Below are 18,287 nucleotides of genomic sequence, written 5' to 3'. Positions count from 1 at the left end.
AATGCTGGCGGATGAAGGCCGTCATCGCCGCGGCTTCGTCAGTGGGCGGCATATCGAGCTTGTCCATGAACAGGTCGCGGATTTGCTCTTTGGTCTTGTGCATCACGGGCATGATGATGTGGCTCGGGTGATCTTCCGCGATCTGCACGATGTATTCGCCGAGATCGGTCTCGATCATCTCAATGTTGTGTTCAGTGAGGAACGGCAGCAGGTTGATCTCTTCGGTTGCCATGCTCTTGCTCTTCACACCGCGCTTGAGGTCGTGCCGCTGGCGGATCTCCAGAATGTGCTGATTCGCTTCCGGCCCATCGGCGGCCCCAGCACATGCCCGCCTTTCGCCGTCGCGTTCTGTTCGAGCTGTTCCAGCAGTTCAGGTAAATCATGCGGCGCGCGCAGCCCGACCCACGTCCCTGCTGGCGCAGCAGTTGCGCGTGTTCCAGTTCGCTCATCACGGCGCGGCGGCGGCCGTCGGCGTTGCCGTCCCGCGGTCGAGCGCGGTTTGCAGCGTGATATCTTCCAACGCAATGACGGCCTGCTCGTTGAACTTATTCGCGGTGAGTTCCATACCTGTTCATCTCTCGGCAACCTGTATTTCGCTTGATTGTACCGCGTTCTGCCCCGCCGCAACGATTTATGAGAATTTGCATAGGACTGCTACCTTTCTAGACAAAGATAGGTAGAATGCCTAATTATTAGACAGGCAAAGGATTTAATGTGCTAGAGCAGCTTTTCGCCCCCATCTCCCCGGTTATCGTCGTCCTGTTCCTGCTCGCGCTGGCGATTTCGAGCATCGGCTTTCGCAAAACCGTCTGGTTTATCAGCATCGGTTATGTCTTTTCGATCACAGCGATGATCGGGGCCGTCGTCCTCATTTTCCGCGAACAGCTCACACTGGTCACCCTGCTGCAAAATGCGGTGCTGCTGGTGTGGAGTTTGCGCCTCGGCTTCTTCGTCATCCGCCGCGAAGGGCAGACCGCGTATCAGGCACAGGTTGCCGAACAGAACGCGCGCATCAACAAGCTGCCGATCTTCGTGAAGGCGGCCATTTGGATCAGCTCGTCGCTGCTCTACGTGGCAATGTTCTCGCCGTCGCTCTTCACGCTGACTGCGCCCGCGCAGCCCACCGGTTTCGCCCTCGTCGTCGCGTGGATCGGCATCGCCATTCAGGTGGGCGGTCTGCTGATGGAATGGGTTGCCGACGAGCAGAAATCCGCTTTCAAGCTGAAGTCGCCGGGGCAGTTCTGCAATGTCGGCTTATATCGTCTGGTGCGCTGCCCCAACTATCTCGGCGAAATCATGGTGTGGATCGGTCTGTGGGTGGTCGGCGCGTCGATCTATTCGGGGATCATCCAGTGGGCGCTGAGCACGGTCGGCTTAGTGCTGCTCGTCATGATCATGATGGGGTCAACCAAGCGCCTGGAAAAAGGTCAGAACGCCCGCTACGGTCACTTAGCCGAATACCAGGCTTACACCCGCCGTGTCCCGGTGCTGTTCCCGTTCATCCCGGTCTATTCGCTGGAAAAAGTGCGCGTCGCCATCGACTAAGATGCGCGGTGAGTGACAGCGGCGGCGACCTTACGTTTACGCAATCCAGCCGCCGTTGTCACTATACTAAACGGTAGCCTTCATCGTCGTCACTATAAAGGACTTTGTGTTTTGGAACAGCTCTTCTCGCCGATCTCCCCTCTCATTCTCGCGCTCATTGTGCTTTCACTGGTGATTGCCAGTGTTGGTTTCCGCAAAACCGTGTGGTTCATCAGCGTCGGTTACGCCTTCGCGATCACCGGCATGGTGATCGTCACGGTGCTCGTGTACCGCGATCAACTCACGCTGATCGCCGGTCTGCAAAATGTCGCGCTGCTCCTGTGGAGCCTGCGCCTCGGCATCTATCTCGTGCGCCGCGAAGCGACCGCGCAGATGCCGACCAGCGTCAACGATCAGGTTGCCAGAGCGCAGTCACTGCCGCTCATGGTGAAGTGCTTCATCTGGGTCAGCGTCTCGGTGCTGTACGTGGCGATGTACTCGCCCGCGTTGTTCATGCTGACCGCTCCGGCGCAGCCGACCGGGCTGAGCGCGGTGATCGCGTGGCTCGGCGTGATTGTGTTGTACGGCGGGCTGGTCATTGAATCGGTTGCGGATCAGCAGAAATCGGCGTTCAAGCTCCAATCACCGGGGAAGTTTTGCAACGTGGGGCTCTACCGGCTGGTGCGCTGCCCCAACTACCTCGGCGAGATCATGGTCTGGTTGGGCAGTTGGGTGATCGGCTTAGCGATCTATAACGGTATTTTGCAGTGGGTCATCAGCCTGATCGGTCTCGCGTGCATCACCTTGATCATGATGGGCTCGACCAAGCGGTTGGAAAAAGGTCAGGCGCAGCGCTACGGACACCTGCCGGAGTACCAGCAGTACATCACGAGCGTGCCCGTGCTGTTCCCGTTCATCCCGGTCTACACGCTGGAAAACGTCCGCGTCTATATCGAGTAAGACCGCCTCAAAAAGAGGCAACCGAAGGGTGATAGGAACGCACTTCTGCGCGTCCGCTGCTGCTTACCCCTCCCCGAATTCAGTTGACGGAGGGACAGTTTTAACAATTGAGTCATTGTAGGGACGCGCTTCTGCGCGTCCGTGGTCAGCGGACGGCCAGAAGGCCGTCCCTACAACGTATCGTTTAAGGGAAGACGGTCTCGAAACATTAAAACTGTCCTGCCGTCAACCGAATTCAGGGAGGGGAGCCAACATCACTCACCTGAGCCCCTCTCCCGCTTGCGTGGGAGAGGGGCAGGCTGTCTTACTTCTTCAACTGCGCCATGAACTGCTTGCGGAACTTCGCCACCTTCGGCGCGACCACCACGCGGCAGTAGCCCTGATACGGGTTGCGCGCGAAAAACTCCTGATGATACGCCTCGGCGGGGAAGAATTCCTTGAATTCGGTGACTTCGGTCACAATCGGACTCGGCCACAGCCGCTCTGCGTTGACCTCCGCGATCACCTGCGCGGCGGTCGCCTGCTGCTCCGGCGAATGGTAGAAGATCGCCGAACGGTACTGCGGGCCGACGTCATTGCCCTGACGATTCAGGGTCGTCGGGTCATGTACCGTGAAGAACACCTTGAGGATGTCCTTGAAGCTGATCACGCTGTTATCGAAGGTCACCTGCACGACTTCGGCATGCCCGGTCGTCTTATCGCACACCTGCTCATACGATGGGTTCTTGACCCAACCGCCCGAATAGCCGGAGACCACATCGGTCACGCCGTTCAAGTCGTCGTAGACCGCTTCCGTGCACCAAAACACCCCGCCGCCCAGCGTCGCGATTTCCTTGGCCATGTTTTCACCTCTTGGTTGTCTAAGGGGTTACAGAGTATAGACGGAATCAGATGCAGAAACCTAACCACCTAGAGCGCCGAGAACCCGGAGAAAGTGCGATTTTCTAAGCGTGCGATCATCTTTGCGGATGGTGATGGGCGCATCGCGATGCGCCCGTCCAACCTAATATGCTTGCCCATCTCCTCTGCGCTCTTCGCGCTCTCTGCGGTTCACGCTCTTTTTGCTCTGCTCTTCTGTGTTCTCTGGGTTCTCTGTGGTTCAAGCCTTTTCACGTTACAGCGCTTGCAGTTTCTGCCCGTAGGGAAAGCGTCATTCAAGCCGCGCTGATCGTCGGCTATAATGGCGACGCACAAGCAGTTGTCATAGGTGTTCGCTATGCGTATTCCCAGTTGGTTATTCATCGTCGGCGTGATCGTGTTCGTCATTGGCACGGCGCTCTGCTCCGGCGTTTCCTATTTAGCGGCGCGGCAAGCCGCCATCGACCTTGGCGAGAGCGGCATCGAACTGGTGTCATTCACCGATTTCCTGCGCGCGCAGCCGACCCCGCTGCTGCCCACGGCAACGCCCTACTCGCTGCCAACCGTCACCCCGCGCCCCGGCGCGACTCTGGCGCCCACAACCAGCCCGCCCACGGCCACCGTCGATGTGCTGGCCGCCTACGAATGGAACGATCCGCGGCGCTTCAACATTTTGCTCATGGGTATCGACCAGCGGCGCGGCGAAACCGGGACGTTCCGCACCGATACAATGATGATCATCAGCGTCGATCCGGTGCGCAAAACGGTCGGCATGTTGTCGATCCCACGCGACCTGTGGGTACAGATCCCCGGCTACCAGCCGAGCCGCATCAACACCGCCAATGACATCGGCGACCGTGACGGCTACCCCGGCGGTGGTCCAGCGCTGGCGGCGCGCACCGTCACCGAAAATCTCGGCATCGACGTGGACAAGTACATCCGCGTCAATTTTGATGTGTTCACGACCGTGGTCGATCTCGTCGCGCCGAGCGGCGTCGAAGTGTGCCCGACCCAGGCGATTGACGACCCGACCTATCCCGATGCGGGTTACGGCTTCATTCATGTGAGCTTTCCGGCGGGCTGCCAGACACTCGACGCGACGCATTTGCTCCAGTATGCGCGCACCCGCCACACGCAGGATCCGACTTTGACCGCGCCGCGCGCCAGCAGGAAGTGATCAAGGCGCTGCGCGACACCGTGATGAGCGCGGGCGGCGTCGCCAACCTGATTGTACATGTGCCGGAACTGTGGACGGAACTCTCCGACAGCTACGTCACCAACCTGACGCAGGAAGAATTGTTCGCGCTGGCGGCGCTGGCGCAGGAGATCCCGCGGGAAAATATCCGATCTGCCGTGATCAACCAGTTCTACACCACGCCGCAGACTAACCCGAACGGCGATCAGGTGGTGATCCTCAACTACTCCGCGTTCCGCGGACTGCTGCAAGAAGTCTTCGGCGAAAACCAAACGCTCAATACGTCAGATTTGCGCGACCGCGCGAACGCCGAAACGGCCAATATCGTCGTGTACAACAATACGACGACGCAGGGGCTCGCCACGCAAACGCGCGACTGGCTGACCAGCCGCAGTGTGACGATCAGCGCGGTCGGCAACATGCCGGAACCGGATGACAGCGCCGTGACCGTCATCCGCGACTACACGGGCAACCCGTACACCGCGCGCTATCTGGCACAGCTCCTCGGCCTGCCCGAAGATCGCATTCAGGTGGCGTCCGATGGCCTGACTTCAGCGGATGTGATGGTCGTGGTCGGCTCAGATATTCAACCGCTGCTGAGCGGCCAATAACACCGATTCAGATTGCGAATTACAGCAAAACGGGGCGGTTCCACTCTGTGGAACCGCCCCGTTTTTATTGGCTGCTGCCTAGGCGCTTTATACCACCGGTTTAGGGCGGCGGAACAACAGCATCGGCATGGTGATGCCGAGCGCAAGCGCCGCGAGGATCAACCCCGTGTTGACGAAATTGATGGCCGTCTCCAAAAGAATCGGTTCGGTGCTCGCGGGCGCGGTCGTCGCCAGGCGAATCACGCCGAGCATGGCGCGGTAAGCGAACGAACCCGGTACCATCGCGACAGCGCCGCAAATGCCGAAGACCAGCGACGGCGTTTCCAACCGCCGCGCGAAGAGATCACTCAGCAAGCCGACTAGGCCAGCGCCCGCCAGCGTTGCCGGGGCAATGCTGACGCCAAGCTGCATGAGTAAGGTTCGCAGCGCATGTCCGCACGCGCCGCAGACAAAGCACGCAATGAGAGTTTTGCGCGGCACATTGAAGAGCACAGCGAAACCGACCGCGCATACACCCGACCAGAAAAAGTCTTGCAGGATTATCCACAGGTTCATAGTCCGCTGACTCCCATCAACTGCATGGCCAGCAGCAGCCCGAGCGCGATACACATCGAGATCACTGCGCCAGTAAATCCACGTACCAACCCGGTGACCATGTGCCCGTTGATCATATCGCGCAGTGAGTTGATCAGGTGGACGCCGGGGACGAGCAGCAGCACCGAGGCGGCCAGCGCAATCTGTGGGCTCGGGCTCAGGCGGAACAGGGTCGCGGTACTGGCACCCAGACCGGCGACAAAAGCTGTTGCGACGACGATCATAAAGGAGTTGAAATGCTGGCGGCTCATTTCCTGGCGGACGTACATCGCGGCCGCCGACGAGAGAAATGTCACCGCAAATACGGGCAAGTCTGAGCCAAACAGACGGCTAAGGGCGGCACAGGCCAACCCCACCATGCCGACGACCACCCACCGATTGTAGTTCGAGCGCATGGCGCTGATGCGCAGCAGCTCTGCGCGAGCGCACCACGCGGTCGACCTGCCCCCAACTAATGCGATAGGCAAGGTCATTTATCGCACAAACGATACTCAGGTTGACGCCCAGCGTCACCACGCGCCGCACCTTGGTGCGGAATTCTTCCCCGCTGATCGTCGTCACGATCAGGGCATTTGGGGAAACGAGAATGTCTAGCCACGCCGCCCCGAGCGACGTGCCGATCAGGTGTACTACGCTTTCGACGCGGGCCGTGTCCGCGCCGTGCTGTAAGAGCATCTGCCCCGCCCACAACGAGAGGTCAATCACATCCCGGAGCGTCTCGTGATCTAAGGGCGGCTTTTCGATTACAGCCTCTTGGTCCATTCGTTCCTATCCCCACATAAAACACGTCCCCAGTGTACCGTGAGAGGTCTGGATCTGAATAGGGGTTTAGCCGAAGAATGAGAAATCGTTTACTGCGAATCCGGTACATTTGTCAGTGAATCGGCGTGATTCCGACCCCAGCGCGAATTCGGAGAGGGAAGACAACCACACCTGCCAACCCAAATTGGTTTTCGCAGGGACGAGGCATGCCGGTAGCTCGGTAGGATAGTGTGAAGTCGATTTGGAAGCCGCGGACGCGTGCCTGAGGTCGTCGTTTGAGCGTAGTCCAGCGGTCAGGTGAGAGTACGCCGCCCGTCCATGAGATTGCCGGGAGTCCGGTTATCGTTCACAGTAACGAATAAATTTCTTTCGGGGGTGTGCGGTGATTGGGTGGACGAAGGCCTTAGTGATCGGATTGCTGCCGGTGGTCGCCGGGTTAGTCGTGCTGCTGCTGATGCAGCCCGCCGTGTGTCCTATCAATCAGGTGTCGGCAACCGCGCTCGCCACGCCCACGTCCGCGCCCACCCTCGCCCCGCTGGTCGATGCGCCCAAACTGGCGCCGCAGTGCCTCGTCGCCAGCGCCGTTCCCGGCGACCTGCTCGTGCGCTCCTACCCTGGCGCGGAATTCGCGGAACTCGGCACGCTGGTCGCCGAGTTGACCGCGCTTGGCCTGACGGATGATGGCTGGGTGACGGTCAATTACGGCGAACGCCGCGGTTGGCTGCGCGCGGAAAATCTACGCTTTTCTGGCGTATGCGCGGCCCTGCCCCGCGTGCGCAATCCGCTGATCCCGGTGGCCGCGCCGGACGCCGAGGTGTTCGCGCTGCAAGTAGATCGCGACGGCGACGGCTCATTCCGCAACACCATTTCCACGCCGGAAGGCGACGCGCTCGACATCCTGTGGGTGGTCATCATCAACCTGTACACCCAACCGCCCAACAACCTGCGCAGGTCACCCTCACGCTGGACTGCGACGGCGCGCAGCCTGACGCCGTGCGCTGGGGCTGGGCCTACGAACGCCGACCCTCACCTGCGGTGATGCGCTGACACTGCCGTTCACGCTCGACAACCCCCAGCAGCCCTTCAGCATCACCTATGCGCCCAACAGCCCGCAGAGCTACATCAACTATGTGCTGCGCGTCAGCCCGGGAGCCGAGGGCTAACCGAATTCGTACCAAGAACCACAGCTTACTTCTTCGTATCGTGGACAATAGTAGAATATGCATTGCGGCTGACGAGGAAGAAGATATGCGGTTTGTGCGTTTGGGAATTGTGATCGTATCGTTGTTGTCGACATGGTTGCTCCTCGCCCAGAGTGACGAGGGGATCATGATTCCAGCGGATACCACTGCCTTAATCGATTTTGCGCAGGACGCGCCGACTAACTACCGCGTCCGCCAATACCCGGATCAACCGACGGTTGTGACGCTCATGGGCGTTGATATCCCCTTCACCGCGCAAATTCTCGATTCTAACGGGACGGTGCTGGCCGAATTCGCCGAAGGCGTCTTCATTGTGACGCTGGAACTCGGCAGCGGTGATGCCGTGTTCACGCTGCGCATCGAACCGCACGTCGAACCGGGCGTCGTGCTGGTGCGCGTTGGCTCCGATTACGAGGAGAGCGCACCGAGCATCGAGGAGGCACGGGTGCTGCCGCCCGCAACGGCCACGCCGACCCTCACCTTCACGCCGACGAATACGCCCACGTTCACGCCCACGTTCACGCCGACCGAGACATTCACGCCCTCGCTGACGCCCTCACGGACACCGACTAACACGCTGACGCCGACGGAGACGCACACGCCGACCTTCACCCCGTCGAATACGCGCCGCCCCACGTCGACGCCCGCGCCGACGGAGACGAATACGCAGCCGCCGACGGAAACGCCCGTGCCGCCCACGGCGACCAACACGCGCACCCCGCGCGCGACGGCCACACCTCAACCACCGACCGAGACTCCGGAGCCCCCCACAGCGACCAACACGCGCACTCCGCGCAATACCGCGACGCCACCGCCGCCGACAGAAACGCCCGTGCCACCCACGGCGACGAGTACACGCACACCCCGCGCGACCTCAACGCCGCGTCCACCGACAAGCACGCCGCTGGCCTACGCGCCCGCCGACAACGACTACGAACTGGACGTGACGACCGGCACGGTCACCACGATCAGTGATATGGTGTCGTACTCTGAAGGCGATCAGGAAGATCGAGTGGTGTATACTGTGCTCAACGTGAATCGGGATGCCAAACAACCGGGCGGAGAACTCACGTTAACGATCACCGCAACCTGCACCGGAACGGGCGTCGAAAATATTCGGTTTGCGACCGGTGGGCAGACTTTCGCATGTGGTGATACGATTATCTCACGTCAAGTGGTGTTCGATTCGAAGAGTGGCAGTATCTTGATCGCCGCTTTCCGTGGAGAGGGCACATTAGTGACATGGACTTTGACCGGGACAGCCGAGCAAGTCAACCCATAATCGAGGTGGTTGGATGAACGCAGCAGCCGTCTTACACTCATTGTCATTGGACTATTTTTGTTGGCAACTGGCGTCTGGGCGCAGGATGGCGAACCGGTCGGTATCGGCTCCGGCTTGACGCCGATTGACTTTGCCGCCGATGCCGGGCCCCAAGTCTTCCTGTTACAAACGACTCCCGATGAGCCGACCACGCTCAGCGCGAGCGCCGACCCCGCCGACTTCCCGTATCTGGTGGAAGTGCGCGACCCGCGCGGCAACGTCACCGCCCGGTTGACCAATGTCATCGCGTCGCGGCTCACGCTCGATAACAGCAATCGCAGCTACGAAATCACCGTCATCCCCAACGACCCGGCGCGCGCGGGGCAGGTCATCCTCGATATTGAAGGCGCGATTGAACCGGAAACCGAGATCGAAGCGACGCCCGCGCCCGTGGAAGCTGAACCCGTCGGGCAGGCGCAAAGCGCTGCGGGCGAAATTGCGTGCTTCGTCAGCACCAATTCGCGCGTGAATATCCGCCGCGAACCCAACGTCGATGCCGAAGTCGTCGGTCTGCTGACCGTGCGCACGCAGATCGGCGCGAACGGGTTGAGCAGCGATGGTTTGTGGTATGGCGTAGTGATGCTCGATGATACGCAGGCGTGGATTTTCGGCGAGGCTGTCCGCGAAGTGTCGCCCTGCAATTTCAATTAGGGGTAGAAAAAACAGTGGTCAGTTGACAGTTTACAGTTAGAAACTTGGTTTTCACTGTGAACTGTCAACTGACCACTGTGAACTGCTTTACGTCGTATAGCTGACCGGGTTGCCCTGGCTGCCCTTTTTGCCATCCGGCCAGGTAGTCGATTCGTTGAACTTAAGGCCGGTGACAATCGCGCCTTTCATGTTCGCCCCCGTGAGGTTGGCGCCATTCAGAATCGCGTTGGTGAGGTTGGCATTCGTCAGGCGCGCGCTGGTGAGCGTCGCGCTGCTGAAGTTGACGCCCGTCAGGTTCGCCCCGTTCAAGTCCAGCCCGACCCCTTGCACCGTGGTCATATCGCTAAAGCTCAGGTTGGCGTTGATGAGAATCGCTTCGCGCAGGGTCGCCGCGACGAACTTCGCCGCGCGCGCCGAAGCCCCGGTCATATCCAGACGCGTCATGTCGAGCGCTGATAGGTCAATACCCGCCAGCCGGGGCGTAGTCCCCGCGCCGACGAGCGCCAGAATGAGTTCTTTACGATTAATTTCCGCCATGTGCTTTTTCCTCACGGTGATAGGCGATAATCTGGTCGATTGTGTCGTCTAAGGAGGTCGTCGGCTTCCATTCTACCAGTCCGCAGATTTTATCCAACGCCGGCACGCGCCGCCGGAAGTCTTCGAACCCGGCTTCGTAGGCTTGCTCGTAGGGAATGACCTTGATTTCCGAGGTGCTGCCCGCGCGCGCGCGCACCCGGTCGGCCAGTTCGTAGATCGTCACTTCTTCGCTGCTGCCGATGTTGAACACCTGCCCGATCGCTTCGGGCTTTTCGCTCAACAGGTGAATCGCATGCACCACGTCGTTCACATTCGCGAAGCAGCGCTGCTGTTGGCCGTCGCCGTAGACCATGATCGGCTCGTTGTTGATCGCCCATTTGACGAAGCGCGGCAGCACCATCCCATACTGACCGTGCTGACGCGGGCCAACCGTATTGAACAGACGGAAGATCACGACGGGCAGCCCCGTCTCTTTTGGTAGGCGAGCGCGAGAAATTCGTCAATCGCTTTGCTGGCGGCGTAGCTCCAGCGGGGAGCGAGTCGTCGCGCCGAGCACGCTGTCGTCGTCTTCGTGGAACGGGAAACGCACGCCTTTACCATACACTTCTGAGGTCGAGGCGATGAGCACTTTCTTGCGGTAGCGGCGGGCCGTCTTGAGCACCACTTCGCTGCCGCCGATATTCGTTTCGATGGTTTCGATGGGTTCACTGATGATGCGCTGCACCCCCACTGCCGCGGCCAGGTGGAAGATCACATCACATTCGCTGACCAGTCGATCCATGACATGGATGTTGCGGATGTCTTCAATAGCAGTGCGGAACTTTGGATGATGCTCAATCGCCGCGAGATTCTTAATGCGCCCTGTGGTGAGGTTATCAATAATGGTAACTTGGTAGCCGTGTTCAAGCAGTCGCTCGGCTAAGTGACTGCCAATGAAGCCCGCCCCACCGGTGATCAATGCATGAGTCATGGTTATCCTGTTCGTCGTCTTACCAGACACATGTTAACCAAAGTACTGCGCATCCACAATAGACGTATATCAATTGTAGTCCAATCGTCGTTTTGAGTAGCCTGCCCGAGGACGCCATGACCAAAGCCCCTGAAACCGAGAAAGAAACGCAGCGCATCGAAGCCTTTAGCGACGGCGTGTTCGCCATTGTCGTCACGTTGCTGATATTTAACGTCAAGCTGCCCGACCCCGCGGCGGTGACGGCTAACGGCTTGCTCGCCGAACTGGCGAAGTCCTGGACGATTTATCTGGCGTTTGCGGCGAGCTTCTTCTTCGTGCTCGTCATGTGGATTAATCATCACCGCTTGTTCACGATCATTCGCCGCTCGGATAACAACCTCATGCTGCTGAATGGGCTGCTGCTGTTCGGCGTGACTGTGGTGCCGTTCCCCATCGATTGTCGCGGCGTACCTGCTTGACCCGCAGCAGCAGGCGGCCGTCTTCATCTATAACGGGTGGTTTTTCCTCGTGGCGATCATGTTTCAACTGCTGTGGCGCTACGCTGCGCACAACAACCGCCTGTTCAGTCACGCTGTCGACCCAGCGATCACGCGGCACATTGCCCGGTCGTACAACATCGGTCTGGTGCTGTACCTCGCCGCCGTGCTGATCGATATCATCAGCCCTCCGGTCAGCCTGGCGATTTCAATTGGGCTGGCCGTGTTCTTCGCCATCCCCAACCGCCAAGTTCAGCAGTTGATGACAACCAGCGACACGACTGCCTAAAGCAGGTTCATGGGAATTTTCGTGTAGGGGCTGTCTGCCCGATTTCGGGCGCACACGCAGGTGCGCCCCTACTTTAAGTCCCTACCACTCCTGCTGCCGCGCGCAGACTCTGCACGCGCTCCGGTTCGATCTGCTGCCGCTCGTAGAAGTCCGCGAGCGCCAGATAGCCCGGTTGGCCTTCCGGGTAGATCGCCACTGCCGTTTCCCGCAGCTTGAGCGCGAGGTCAGGGCGCTCCTGCTGTTCGCGGACGTGCGCTAACTGAATGAGGATCGTGGCGGCGTGCTGCGGCTGTGTCTGGAATTCGTACAGGCTGCGCCGGAAGAGATCCGCCGCGGTGGGCACATCACCTTGCTGAGCGGCCAACTGCGCCCGCAAAAGCTGAACCCACGCTTGCAGCGGCAGCCAGCGTTCCATCCACGCCAACTGCTTGAGCGCGGCTTCCTCCTGCTGCCTGTTGATCAGGTTGTTGGCGCTGTGAATGTGCGCGACGAACCACACGCGGAGGAGCTGCCAGGCCAGATACAACACGAACGGCACATACAGCAGCACGCCGATGCTCGGACTGAAGCCGAGGGTCGCCCAGAACTGCTCAATCGGAAAGTAGAGCAGCAGGCCGAGGCCGAGCGTGACGAGCAGGTGCTGCGCCAGCAGCAGCGGATAATCCTCAACGGCCAGACTGCGCCGCGCCGGAATGTAGCCGCGCCGGCGCAGGCCAAACGGCAGGGCTAGCCAGATCAGCAGGAGGCCCCCCGCTAACACTGCATACCAGCGCTCGCGCCGAAACTCGCCCCAGGCCGCGATGACCATCGCCATCGGCACGAGGAGTGTGATCAGCGGCAGCCACAGGCGGTACAGCCCACCGCCCACTTGCAGCGTGACCAGATCGGGTACGTCGTACAGCGCCGCCCACAGACGGCGCTGCGTCCGGCGCGCGCGCGCCGCTTTCCCCGGATGCACGAGCGTCAGCAGTGCCAACCCGCCGAGCGCGATGATCCACCAGCCATACCGCATAAAGACGCCGACGTCACGGCGCACCTCGGAATAGGGCATGTACGGGTTCTGCGTGTAGGCGATCCACCATAGATTGCCCGCGTGATCCACGCTCAACAGATCCTGATACCAGTTGCTCCGGGGCGGCGTCGTCAGGATGCGCCAGTTCCCATTATCCAACTCGTAAATGCCCTGTGTGTCGATCAGCAGCGGCGCGTTGTTGCGAATGACCAGTTGATCGGGAAAGATGCTGGCTGAATTGAACGTTTTGCGACTGAAGGTCAGACGCCCAGCGAGGTTGAGCGTGCCCACGCCACGGGTATGATCGTACACCCACAGCACCGTGTCCGTGGCGCCATACATACGGCTGATCGAAAGGCGCGTCGGCCCGCCAAAGGGCTGCCAGCTTTGTCCATCGTAGCGGAACAGATTGCCGTTGTACGCCAGATAGATGATGCCGTCCGGCGTTTTGACGGATCGGCGCTGCTGGCGTAGGTGCTGCCCAGATTGGACATCGGAATGAGCGTGGAAAGCTGCTGCGTTTGCCAGCGTGTGCCGTCAAAGGTGGCTATGTGCCCATATAGGTTGATCACGAACACGCCGAGCGGCGAGGCCTCGATGTCATTCCAACCGTAGCCCGAGAGCGCATTCTCATAAGTGATCCACTGCGTGCCGTCGAAGTGGATCACGGTGTTGTCGCGTACGGACCACAGTTGATCGCCATTGGTGATGCTGATCGGGCGGTCGAAATAGGGAGCTGAGACCCCGCCCGTGCAGTCCGACCAACTGCCCGCTTGATATTGCAGAAAGCCGCAGTCGGAGTGTGTGCCCACCCAGAGCGTGCCATCGTTCAGCGCGAGGACTTCATACGGCGATTCGCCTTCGGGCAGCGGGATTTCGCGCCAGTCCTGCCCATCAAGGAAGTACAACTGAGCGAGCGGACGCAGCGTGAGGGTCGCCAGTCCCTGCGCGCCCAACACCACCAGCACGACGAGCGCCACGCCGATCACCTGCCAGCGGCGGGCGGCGCGGCGGTACTGTTGACCTTCACGAACGGATGCGGCAATATCCAGACCGTCGATCATGCGTACCCCTTGGCAACTCGGTCAATCGGCGGAGGCAAGCCCCGCTGCTAATTGTACAGCATGTGGGTCACGCAGATAACGCAAGGTGACGAACAGCGCGCACAACACCATCACCAGCGCGACGAAGAACAGCACCTCATAGCCGAGGTTCTGCGCAATCGTCCCAGCGATGAACGGCGCGGCCAGCGACACAATCGCGGAAATGGTGTTGAACAGCCCGGCGTAGATCGGGCGCTGTTCCGGCGACGCATAGTTGATCACCCAGTTCTGATAGCTGATGAACAGGTTGCTCAGGGTGATGCCGGAGAGCAAAAAGCCGATGTACAGCGGGAATGGCCCGACGACCGACGCGATCAACGCGCTGATAGGCAGGAAGGCCGCGCCGACCAGCGCCAACCGGATGAACAACACGTTATTCTTCGCGCCCAGCCACGTGTAGAGCAGTGCGCCGCTCACGCTGCCGACCGTTTGCAGCGCCAGCAGCGTCGGCACGGCGACGGCGCTCGACAGGCCGAGCTGCACGGTCGCAAAGCCGATGTAAAACGGGCTGGCCATCGCGAACAGGCTGGTCAGCATGCGCGTGATGATGATGGCGCGAAACGGCTGATCGGTGCGCAGCACGCGCCCGAGGCTCGGCAGGAATTCGCCCAAGGACGGGATCTTCTCGAGGGCTTTGCCGCTCGGCAGTTCGTGAATGAGCGTCGTCGGGATGATCGAGAGGGCGAACAGCACACCCGCCGCGGCGAACAGAATTGCGTAGTTGTTGGGGAAGCCCGGGCCGCCGCTGCCCAGCACCACGCCGATCAGCGGGGAGATGCCGAGCATGATCAGGCCGGAGCTGGCGGTCATGATGCCGAACATGCGCGCGCGCCAGCGGTTGTCAGGCTCGACCCGGAGAGATCCGCCCACGGCACGCCGACGATGCCATCACCGATCGCCGTGATGCCGTAGCAGATCAGGAAGGCGATGAGAATCGCTTCCGGTCGCGCCGCGCCGAACACGACGATCAAGCCCGCGAAGATCAGCATGACGAAACGCACCGGGATGTTCGGCCCGGCAAACCACCACTTTTTGCGCTCAAAGCGCACGATGTAGCGCGCGATGAACAACTGCGGCAGCGTCCAACCCACATCAAACAGGCTGGACGAGAGGCCAATCAGGATTTCTGAGCTGGTGAGGCGGCGGATGAAATCGGGAATCAGGGTGCTCGGCCCGAGAATATTCATCGCCAGGGTGAAAAGAATGCCATCGGTCAAAAAAGAAGACGAAGTTTTTACGATAGACTTTTTTCGCGTTGGTCTGGGGATAGGTTGCGACTGTCAGCGTGCGTCATGCGAGGTCCTGTCATGAAATCGAATGCATATCATTCTGCCTTGTTCTGTCAGCGCTCACAATGTCCAGTTGGTTCAGGCTGGTTGGTCCGGGTAGGGCACGCGTAACCGTCGAGGGACGGGGTGAGGGATGAACCAGTTGGGACGAGGCATAAGGGTGGTTAAAATGCGCACAGTTATCTTGATGAGAGAGGTTTTTGTAGGGACAAGGCATGCCTTGTCCTCTGTATCCTTCTCTAGAAATTAGGACGAGGCATGCCTCGTCCCTACAGGTGATAACCTGATTGGACACCCTCTAAATCGCGTTCCTACACAGCCACCGCTTCTCGTAGGGACGCAATTCGTTGCGTCCGCTGCATCCGACCCCACCCGGAATTCAGGCAGGGGAGCCAACACTGCTCGCCAAACCGAATTAGTTTTCGTAGGGATGCGATCAAGATGGTGTCTAATCAGCCCCTCAACCCCCGACCTCTACTCCCGCGCAAGCGAGGAGAAGGGGAGAAATGCAGTTGTGTCCCGCCCCCCGTTGACGTGGGAGCGGAACGGCTTGCGCAGCCAGCCGGGTGAGGGGTGGTATGAAACGCCTTTTAGCCCCCTCTTGATCGCGTTCACTGATCGCAACCACTTACACCAACCCACAGGCGACGCTTTAAATACCCTCATGCCTCGTCCCTACAATTGATTTCCTTCCCCTGACAACCCCGTGGCTGACAACCCACCGCTCAACCATTCAGGTAAATCCCGTCACGCAGATTCAAAGTTGCGGTAAAATACGGGAGGCGAAGCATGGTGCTTCGCCTCTTTTTGCCATTTCGGGGATAACGTTGAGCATTCGCAAGACACAACGCAGAATTTTAATGGCGTTCATCGGGGTGCATTTTGCGCTGGCGGCGGTCGTCAATCTGGTGTTTTTCGCCGGGAATGCCTTTAGCCCGCTGGCGTCGGCGACCGGCGGTCTGTTGACTGGATCACTGCTGGTCAATGTGGTGTTCATCGGCCTGCTCGTCGGTTGGATGATTCTGCAACGTGGGCGGCTGCGCCCCTACGACGTCGGCCTGATCCCGTTGCATATCCCGATGGGCATCATCTACACGTTTGGCTTCTGGGCCATGGCGCAGATCGTGCATCTGGTCTTCAGCCTGCTGACCTACGGCGCGGTCACACTGAACCCGGAATGGGTGAGCAACGCCAACATGATGATCGGCCTGATCCTCGCGCAGGTGATCGGCAACGCGCTGTTCGAAGAGATTGCATACCGCGGCTTTCTGTTCCCGCAGATCTACCTGCATCTCGACGGCTGGCGGCATCGCCCGTGGTGGCGTTTGGGCGCGGCGATTCTGATCTCGCAGGGGTGTTCGCGCTCTCGCACATCCCGAATCGCCTGTATCTCGGCATGTCGCTCGACCAGATCGCGCCGGATCTGCTGCTCCTGCTCGGCTGGGGTTTCCTGTACACCATCATCTATCTCCGCACCGATAACCTGTTTCTGGTGGTCGGCGTGCATGCGCTGGGCAACGCGCCCTCAACGCTGTTCGCGACGGCACCGGTCTTTGCAGGCGGCGGCGCGTCACTGTTCATGTACGCGCTGGTCGTCCTGCTGTTGTTCGGCGTGCCCATGCTCCGCGCCTACGGGCAGCGCTTCCGATTGGGCTTAGATTACGGCACACAAGAAGGAAGAAGAGAATATGTATAAACGCGGAAAAGACGAGGACGACGGCCTCGATTCCCTGCGCAGCGATTTTGGCAGCGAGGAGGAACTCGGCGACGAACGCGGGTTCCTCGACGATGTCGCGCCTGCTGAGGACGACGCTGAGGACAAGCCCCGCGAGCAGCGTCCGTCCGGGGTGCCGGGGAATGTCAGCTTCATCGGCGGCATTTTCCGCGTGATCGGCATCGCGCTGGTCTCCGTGCTGATCTTCCTGCTGATTGGCGTGGGCATCACCTTTGGTCTGAGCGCGGCGGGCATCGTCGAGATCATCGACTTCTCGCGCGCCAGCGTCCCCGTGATCAGCCTGCTGCCGACGAGCGTGCCGCCCACCGATGCCCCGGTCAGCGTGCCGACACAGCCGCCGCCGACGGAAGTCGCCGCCGCTGCTGCGCCGACCACGGACAGTGCCGGAGGCCAGCCCGTACCTGTGCCCACGGCGACGCCGGAAAATGTCACTGTGATCCCGCCGACTCCGGTCACCGCCTGTGCGGAAATGGCCGACTGGTGGGAGGATCAATCCGCCATCTATGCGACCTTCGCCGCGCTGTCAGTCGAACAGCCGCCGCAAACGCTGCTGGCGACGCTCCAGCAAATGCGCGTGCGCCGTGATGCCGCGCAGGCTGCTGTGCTCGTGCCGTGTATCGATCCGGTGCGGACGGCCTTCGTCAATGGTTATGACCTCCAGATTCGTGCCTTCGAAGCGGTCAACAACAGTGATCTGCCGGGGGCGCGCAGCCTCATGTTGATGGCTGGCGAGGCCTATGCGCAAGCGCACGCCGGACTGTGGCGCGCGGGCATCGCGACCGATGGCTCACCGCTCGCCAGCGGCATTGGGGCGGACAGCGGCGCATCGTGCGGCGCTGAGGCTTGGTATCAGGCGGCCAAAACGCAGCGCGATACCCTGCTCGACGCTTACCTTGCCGTCAACCCGGAGACGATGCCGCCGCCGCAGATCCGCCAGAATCAGGACACGATGGCCGCCGCCGCCAGCAATGTGGCCACGCTGCAAACGCCTGCGTGCGCGTCGACGCCGTCCAACCTGCTCATCAACTACATGCAGGATCTGATCAACGCGCTGCAAATGCGAGCCGGCAGCAATCCCGCCGAAATTGAGCGGCTGATCAGCGCGTACAACAATCGTCTGCTGCTCAATGCGTGGCTGTATTATCTGGGGCTGGTTCCGTAACGCGGAGCCGTATGCGCCGTCTACGGACGAGGCGCG

The 18,287-nt window shown here is 60.3% G+C and carries 21 protein-coding genes and 3 pseudogenes; 11 read left to right on the top strand and 13 right to left on the bottom strand.

The window, feature by feature from the left end; translation table 11 throughout:
• Positions 1 to 277: pseudogene (locus tag IPK17_RS09565) on the bottom strand (amino acid dehydrogenase); the annotation flags it as partial.
• Between the two features lie 437 nt (positions 278 to 714).
• Here IPK17_RS09565 and IPK17_RS09560 point away from each other — a divergent pair.
• Together IPK17_RS09560 and IPK17_RS09555 are read left to right on the top strand one after the other, a co-directional pair.
• On the top strand, positions 715 to 1,545 hold the full coding sequence (locus IPK17_RS09560) for a DUF1295 domain-containing protein (RefSeq protein WP_343417462.1): 831 nt from the start codon (positions 715 to 717) through the stop codon (positions 1,543 to 1,545).
• A 111-nt stretch (positions 1,546 to 1,656) separates the two neighbouring features.
• The gene (locus IPK17_RS09555) at positions 1,657 to 2,484 is read left to right on the top strand and encodes a DUF1295 domain-containing protein (protein ID WP_343417461.1); all 828 of its coding nucleotides are present in this window, start codon (positions 1,657 to 1,659) and stop codon (positions 2,482 to 2,484) included.
• Positions 2,485 to 2,788: 304 nt separating this feature from the next.
• Here the strand turns inward: IPK17_RS09555 and msrA are convergent, their stop codons facing one another.
• Positions 2,789 to 3,325 carry a peptide-methionine (S)-S-oxide reductase MsrA gene (gene msrA, locus IPK17_RS09550; protein ID WP_343417460.1) on the bottom strand — a complete coding sequence of 179 codons (537 nt, stop codon included), beginning with the start codon at positions 3,323 to 3,325 and terminating at the stop codon, positions 2,789 to 2,791.
• Between the two features lie 375 nt (positions 3,326 to 3,700).
• On the opposite strand from msrA, the pseudogene IPK17_RS09545 reads away from it, so the two are divergent.
• Together IPK17_RS09545 and IPK17_RS09540 are read left to right on the top strand one after the other, a co-directional pair.
• Positions 3,701 to 4,644: pseudogene (locus IPK17_RS09545) on the top strand (LCP family protein); the annotation flags it as partial.
• A gap of 51 nt (positions 4,645 to 4,695) precedes the next feature.
• Positions 4,696 to 5,148: a LytR C-terminal domain-containing protein gene (locus IPK17_RS09540; protein ID WP_502748605.1), complete on the top strand. Its 453-nt coding sequence runs from the start codon at positions 4,696 to 4,698 to the stop codon at positions 5,146 to 5,148.
• An 87-nt stretch (positions 5,149 to 5,235) separates the two neighbouring features.
• Here IPK17_RS09540 and IPK17_RS09535 read toward each other — a convergent pair whose 3' ends face one another.
• The 3 genes from IPK17_RS09535 to IPK17_RS09525 are packed head-to-tail and all read right to left on the bottom strand — an operon-like array spanning position 5,236 to position 6,504.
• The gene (locus tag IPK17_RS09535; RefSeq protein ID WP_343417457.1) at positions 5,236 to 5,703 is read right to left on the bottom strand and encodes a threonine/serine exporter family protein; all 468 of its coding nucleotides are present in this window, start codon (positions 5,701 to 5,703) and stop codon (positions 5,236 to 5,238) included.
• Positions 5,700 to 6,137, bottom strand: coding sequence for a threonine/serine exporter family protein (locus IPK17_RS09530; protein WP_343417456.1), 438 nt, complete (start codon positions 6,135 to 6,137; stop codon positions 5,700 to 5,702). Before IPK17_RS09530 ends, IPK17_RS09535 begins: the two co-directional genes overlap by 4 nt.
• A complete protein-coding gene (locus IPK17_RS09525) occupies positions 6,073 to 6,504 on the bottom strand; it encodes a threonine/serine exporter family protein (protein ID WP_343417455.1) in 432 nt (143 codons plus the stop codon). Before IPK17_RS09525 ends, IPK17_RS09530 begins: the two co-directional genes overlap by 65 nt.
• A 406-nt stretch (positions 6,505 to 6,910) precedes the next feature.
• On the opposite strand from IPK17_RS09525, the gene IPK17_RS09520 reads away from it, so the two are divergent.
• The 3 genes from IPK17_RS09520 to IPK17_RS09510 all read left to right on the top strand — a co-directional run bounded on the left by IPK17_RS09520 (position 6,911) and on the right by IPK17_RS09510 (position 9,678).
• Positions 6,911 to 7,543 carry an SH3 domain-containing protein gene (locus IPK17_RS09520; RefSeq protein ID WP_343417454.1) on the top strand — a complete coding sequence of 211 codons (633 nt, stop codon included), beginning with the start codon at positions 6,911 to 6,913 and terminating at the stop codon, positions 7,541 to 7,543.
• A 209-nt stretch (positions 7,544 to 7,752) separates the two neighbouring features.
• Entirely contained in the window at positions 7,753 to 8,988 is a 1,236-nt protein-coding gene (locus IPK17_RS09515) for a hypothetical protein (protein WP_343417453.1), read from the top strand.
• 60 nt (positions 8,989 to 9,048) lie between these two features.
• A complete protein-coding gene (locus IPK17_RS09510; protein WP_343417452.1) occupies positions 9,049 to 9,678 on the top strand; it encodes an SH3 domain-containing protein in 630 nt (209 codons plus the stop codon).
• 87 nt (positions 9,679 to 9,765) lie between these two features.
• Here the strand turns inward: IPK17_RS09510 and IPK17_RS09505 are convergent, their stop codons facing one another.
• Positions 9,766 to 10,215, bottom strand: a complete 450-nt coding sequence (locus tag IPK17_RS09505; RefSeq protein ID WP_343417451.1) for a pentapeptide repeat-containing protein — start codon at positions 10,213 to 10,215, stop codon at positions 9,766 to 9,768.
• A pseudogene (locus tag IPK17_RS09500) lies at positions 10,202 to 11,185 on the bottom strand (NAD-dependent epimerase/dehydratase family protein). The gene IPK17_RS09505 and the pseudogene IPK17_RS09500 overlap by 14 nt, the downstream one beginning before the upstream one ends.
• Positions 11,186 to 11,301: 116 nt before the next feature.
• On the opposite strand from IPK17_RS09500, the gene IPK17_RS09495 reads away from it, so the two are divergent.
• Together IPK17_RS09495 and IPK17_RS09490 are read left to right on the top strand one after the other, a co-directional pair.
• Positions 11,302 to 11,643, top strand: coding sequence for a TMEM175 family protein (locus IPK17_RS09495; RefSeq protein WP_343417450.1), 342 nt, complete (start codon positions 11,302 to 11,304; stop codon positions 11,641 to 11,643).
• A gap of 49 nt (positions 11,644 to 11,692) precedes the next feature.
• On the top strand, positions 11,693 to 11,950 hold the full coding sequence (locus IPK17_RS09490) for a hypothetical protein (protein WP_343417449.1): 258 nt from the start codon (positions 11,693 to 11,695) through the stop codon (positions 11,948 to 11,950).
• A 73-nt stretch (positions 11,951 to 12,023) separates the two neighbouring features.
• On the opposite strand, the gene IPK17_RS09485 is transcribed toward IPK17_RS09490, so the two are convergent.
• The 6 genes from IPK17_RS09485 to IPK17_RS09460 form a co-directional block, all read right to left on the bottom strand.
• The gene (locus IPK17_RS09485; RefSeq protein WP_343417448.1) at positions 12,024 to 13,304 is read right to left on the bottom strand and encodes a tetratricopeptide repeat protein; all 1,281 of its coding nucleotides are present in this window, start codon (positions 13,302 to 13,304) and stop codon (positions 12,024 to 12,026) included.
• Positions 13,223 to 14,026 carry a hypothetical protein gene (locus IPK17_RS09480; RefSeq protein WP_343417447.1) on the bottom strand — a complete coding sequence of 268 codons (804 nt, stop codon included), beginning with the start codon at positions 14,024 to 14,026 and terminating at the stop codon, positions 13,223 to 13,225. Before IPK17_RS09480 ends, IPK17_RS09485 begins: the two co-directional genes overlap by 82 nt.
• Positions 14,027 to 14,047: 21 nt before the next feature.
• A complete protein-coding gene (locus IPK17_RS09475) occupies positions 14,048 to 14,887 on the bottom strand; it encodes an MFS transporter (RefSeq protein WP_343417446.1) in 840 nt (279 codons plus the stop codon).
• Positions 14,872 to 15,252 (bottom strand): hypothetical protein, encoded by a 381-nt coding sequence (locus tag IPK17_RS09470; RefSeq protein WP_343417445.1) that lies wholly within the window; start codon positions 15,250 to 15,252, stop codon positions 14,872 to 14,874. The genes IPK17_RS09475 and IPK17_RS09470 overlap by 16 nt, the downstream gene beginning before the upstream one ends.
• An 859-nt stretch (positions 15,253 to 16,111) precedes the next feature.
• On the bottom strand, positions 16,112 to 16,351 hold the full coding sequence (locus tag IPK17_RS09465; RefSeq protein ID WP_343417444.1) for a hypothetical protein: 240 nt from the start codon (positions 16,349 to 16,351) through the stop codon (positions 16,112 to 16,114).
• Positions 16,326 to 16,646 (bottom strand): hypothetical protein, encoded by a 321-nt coding sequence (locus IPK17_RS09460; protein ID WP_343417443.1) that lies wholly within the window; start codon positions 16,644 to 16,646, stop codon positions 16,326 to 16,328. Before IPK17_RS09460 ends, IPK17_RS09465 begins: the two co-directional genes overlap by 26 nt.
• Before the next feature lie 23 nt (positions 16,647 to 16,669).
• On the opposite strand from IPK17_RS09460, the gene IPK17_RS09455 reads away from it, so the two are divergent.
• Positions 16,670 to 17,050, top strand: coding sequence for a CPBP family glutamic-type intramembrane protease (locus IPK17_RS09455; protein ID WP_343417442.1), 381 nt, complete (start codon positions 16,670 to 16,672; stop codon positions 17,048 to 17,050).
• On the top strand, positions 17,043 to 18,251 hold the full coding sequence (locus IPK17_RS09450; protein ID WP_343417441.1) for a hypothetical protein: 1,209 nt from the start codon (positions 17,043 to 17,045) through the stop codon (positions 18,249 to 18,251). Before IPK17_RS09455 ends, IPK17_RS09450 begins: the two co-directional genes overlap by 8 nt.
• The last annotated feature ends 36 nt before the right edge of the window (positions 18,252 to 18,287 follow it).

The sequence above is a fragment of the Candidatus Flexifilum breve genome (assembly GCF_016713355.1).
Note: the sequence above shows the minus strand (reverse complement) of the source record. Positions and strands in the feature narration are given on the sequence as shown.

What these genes read in the sequence shown, in the direction of transcription:
- msrA (WP_343417460.1), bottom strand. Translation starts at nt 3,325, where the DNA reads ATGGCCAAGGAAATCGCGACGCTGGGCGGCGGGGTGTTTTGGTGCACG.
- IPK17_RS09535 (WP_343417457.1), bottom strand. Translation starts at nt 5,703, where the DNA reads ATGAACCTGTGGATAATCCTGCAAGACTTTTTCTGGTCGGGTGTATGC.
- IPK17_RS09530 (WP_343417456.1), bottom strand. Translation starts at nt 6,137, where the DNA reads ATGCGCTCGAACTACAATCGGTGGGTGGTCGTCGGCATGGTGGGGTTG.
- IPK17_RS09525 (WP_343417455.1), bottom strand. Translation starts at nt 6,504, where the DNA reads ATGGACCAAGAGGCTGTAATCGAAAAGCCGCCCTTAGATCACGAGACG.
- IPK17_RS09515 (WP_343417453.1), top strand. Translation starts at nt 7,753, where the DNA reads ATGCGGTTTGTGCGTTTGGGAATTGTGATCGTATCGTTGTTGTCGACA.
- IPK17_RS09505 (WP_343417451.1), bottom strand. Translation starts at nt 10,215, where the DNA reads ATGGCGGAAATTAATCGTAAAGAACTCATTCTGGCGCTCGTCGGCGCG.
- IPK17_RS09495 (WP_343417450.1), top strand. Translation starts at nt 11,302, where the DNA reads ATGACCAAAGCCCCTGAAACCGAGAAAGAAACGCAGCGCATCGAAGCC.
- IPK17_RS09485 (WP_343417448.1), bottom strand. Translation starts at nt 13,304, where the DNA reads ATGTATGGCGCCACGGACACGGTGCTGTGGGTGTACGATCATACCCGT.
- IPK17_RS09480 (WP_343417447.1), bottom strand. Translation starts at nt 14,026, where the DNA reads ATGATCGACGGTCTGGATATTGCCGCATCCGTTCGTGAAGGTCAACAG.
- IPK17_RS09475 (WP_343417446.1), bottom strand. Translation starts at nt 14,887, where the DNA reads ATGTTCGGCATCATGACCGCCAGCTCCGGCCTGATCATGCTCGGCATC.
- IPK17_RS09470 (WP_343417445.1), bottom strand. Translation starts at nt 15,252, where the DNA reads ATGAATATTCTCGGGCCGAGCACCCTGATTCCCGATTTCATCCGCCGC.
- IPK17_RS09465 (WP_343417444.1), bottom strand. Translation starts at nt 16,351, where the DNA reads ATGAACACCACATTGACCAGCAGTGATCCAGTCAACAGACCGCCGGTC.
- IPK17_RS09460 (WP_343417443.1), bottom strand. Translation starts at nt 16,646, where the DNA reads ATGCAGGTAGATCTGCGGGAACAGAAAGCCGCGGTATGCAATCTCTTC.
- IPK17_RS09450 (WP_343417441.1), top strand. Translation starts at nt 17,043, where the DNA reads ATGTATAAACGCGGAAAAGACGAGGACGACGGCCTCGATTCCCTGCGC.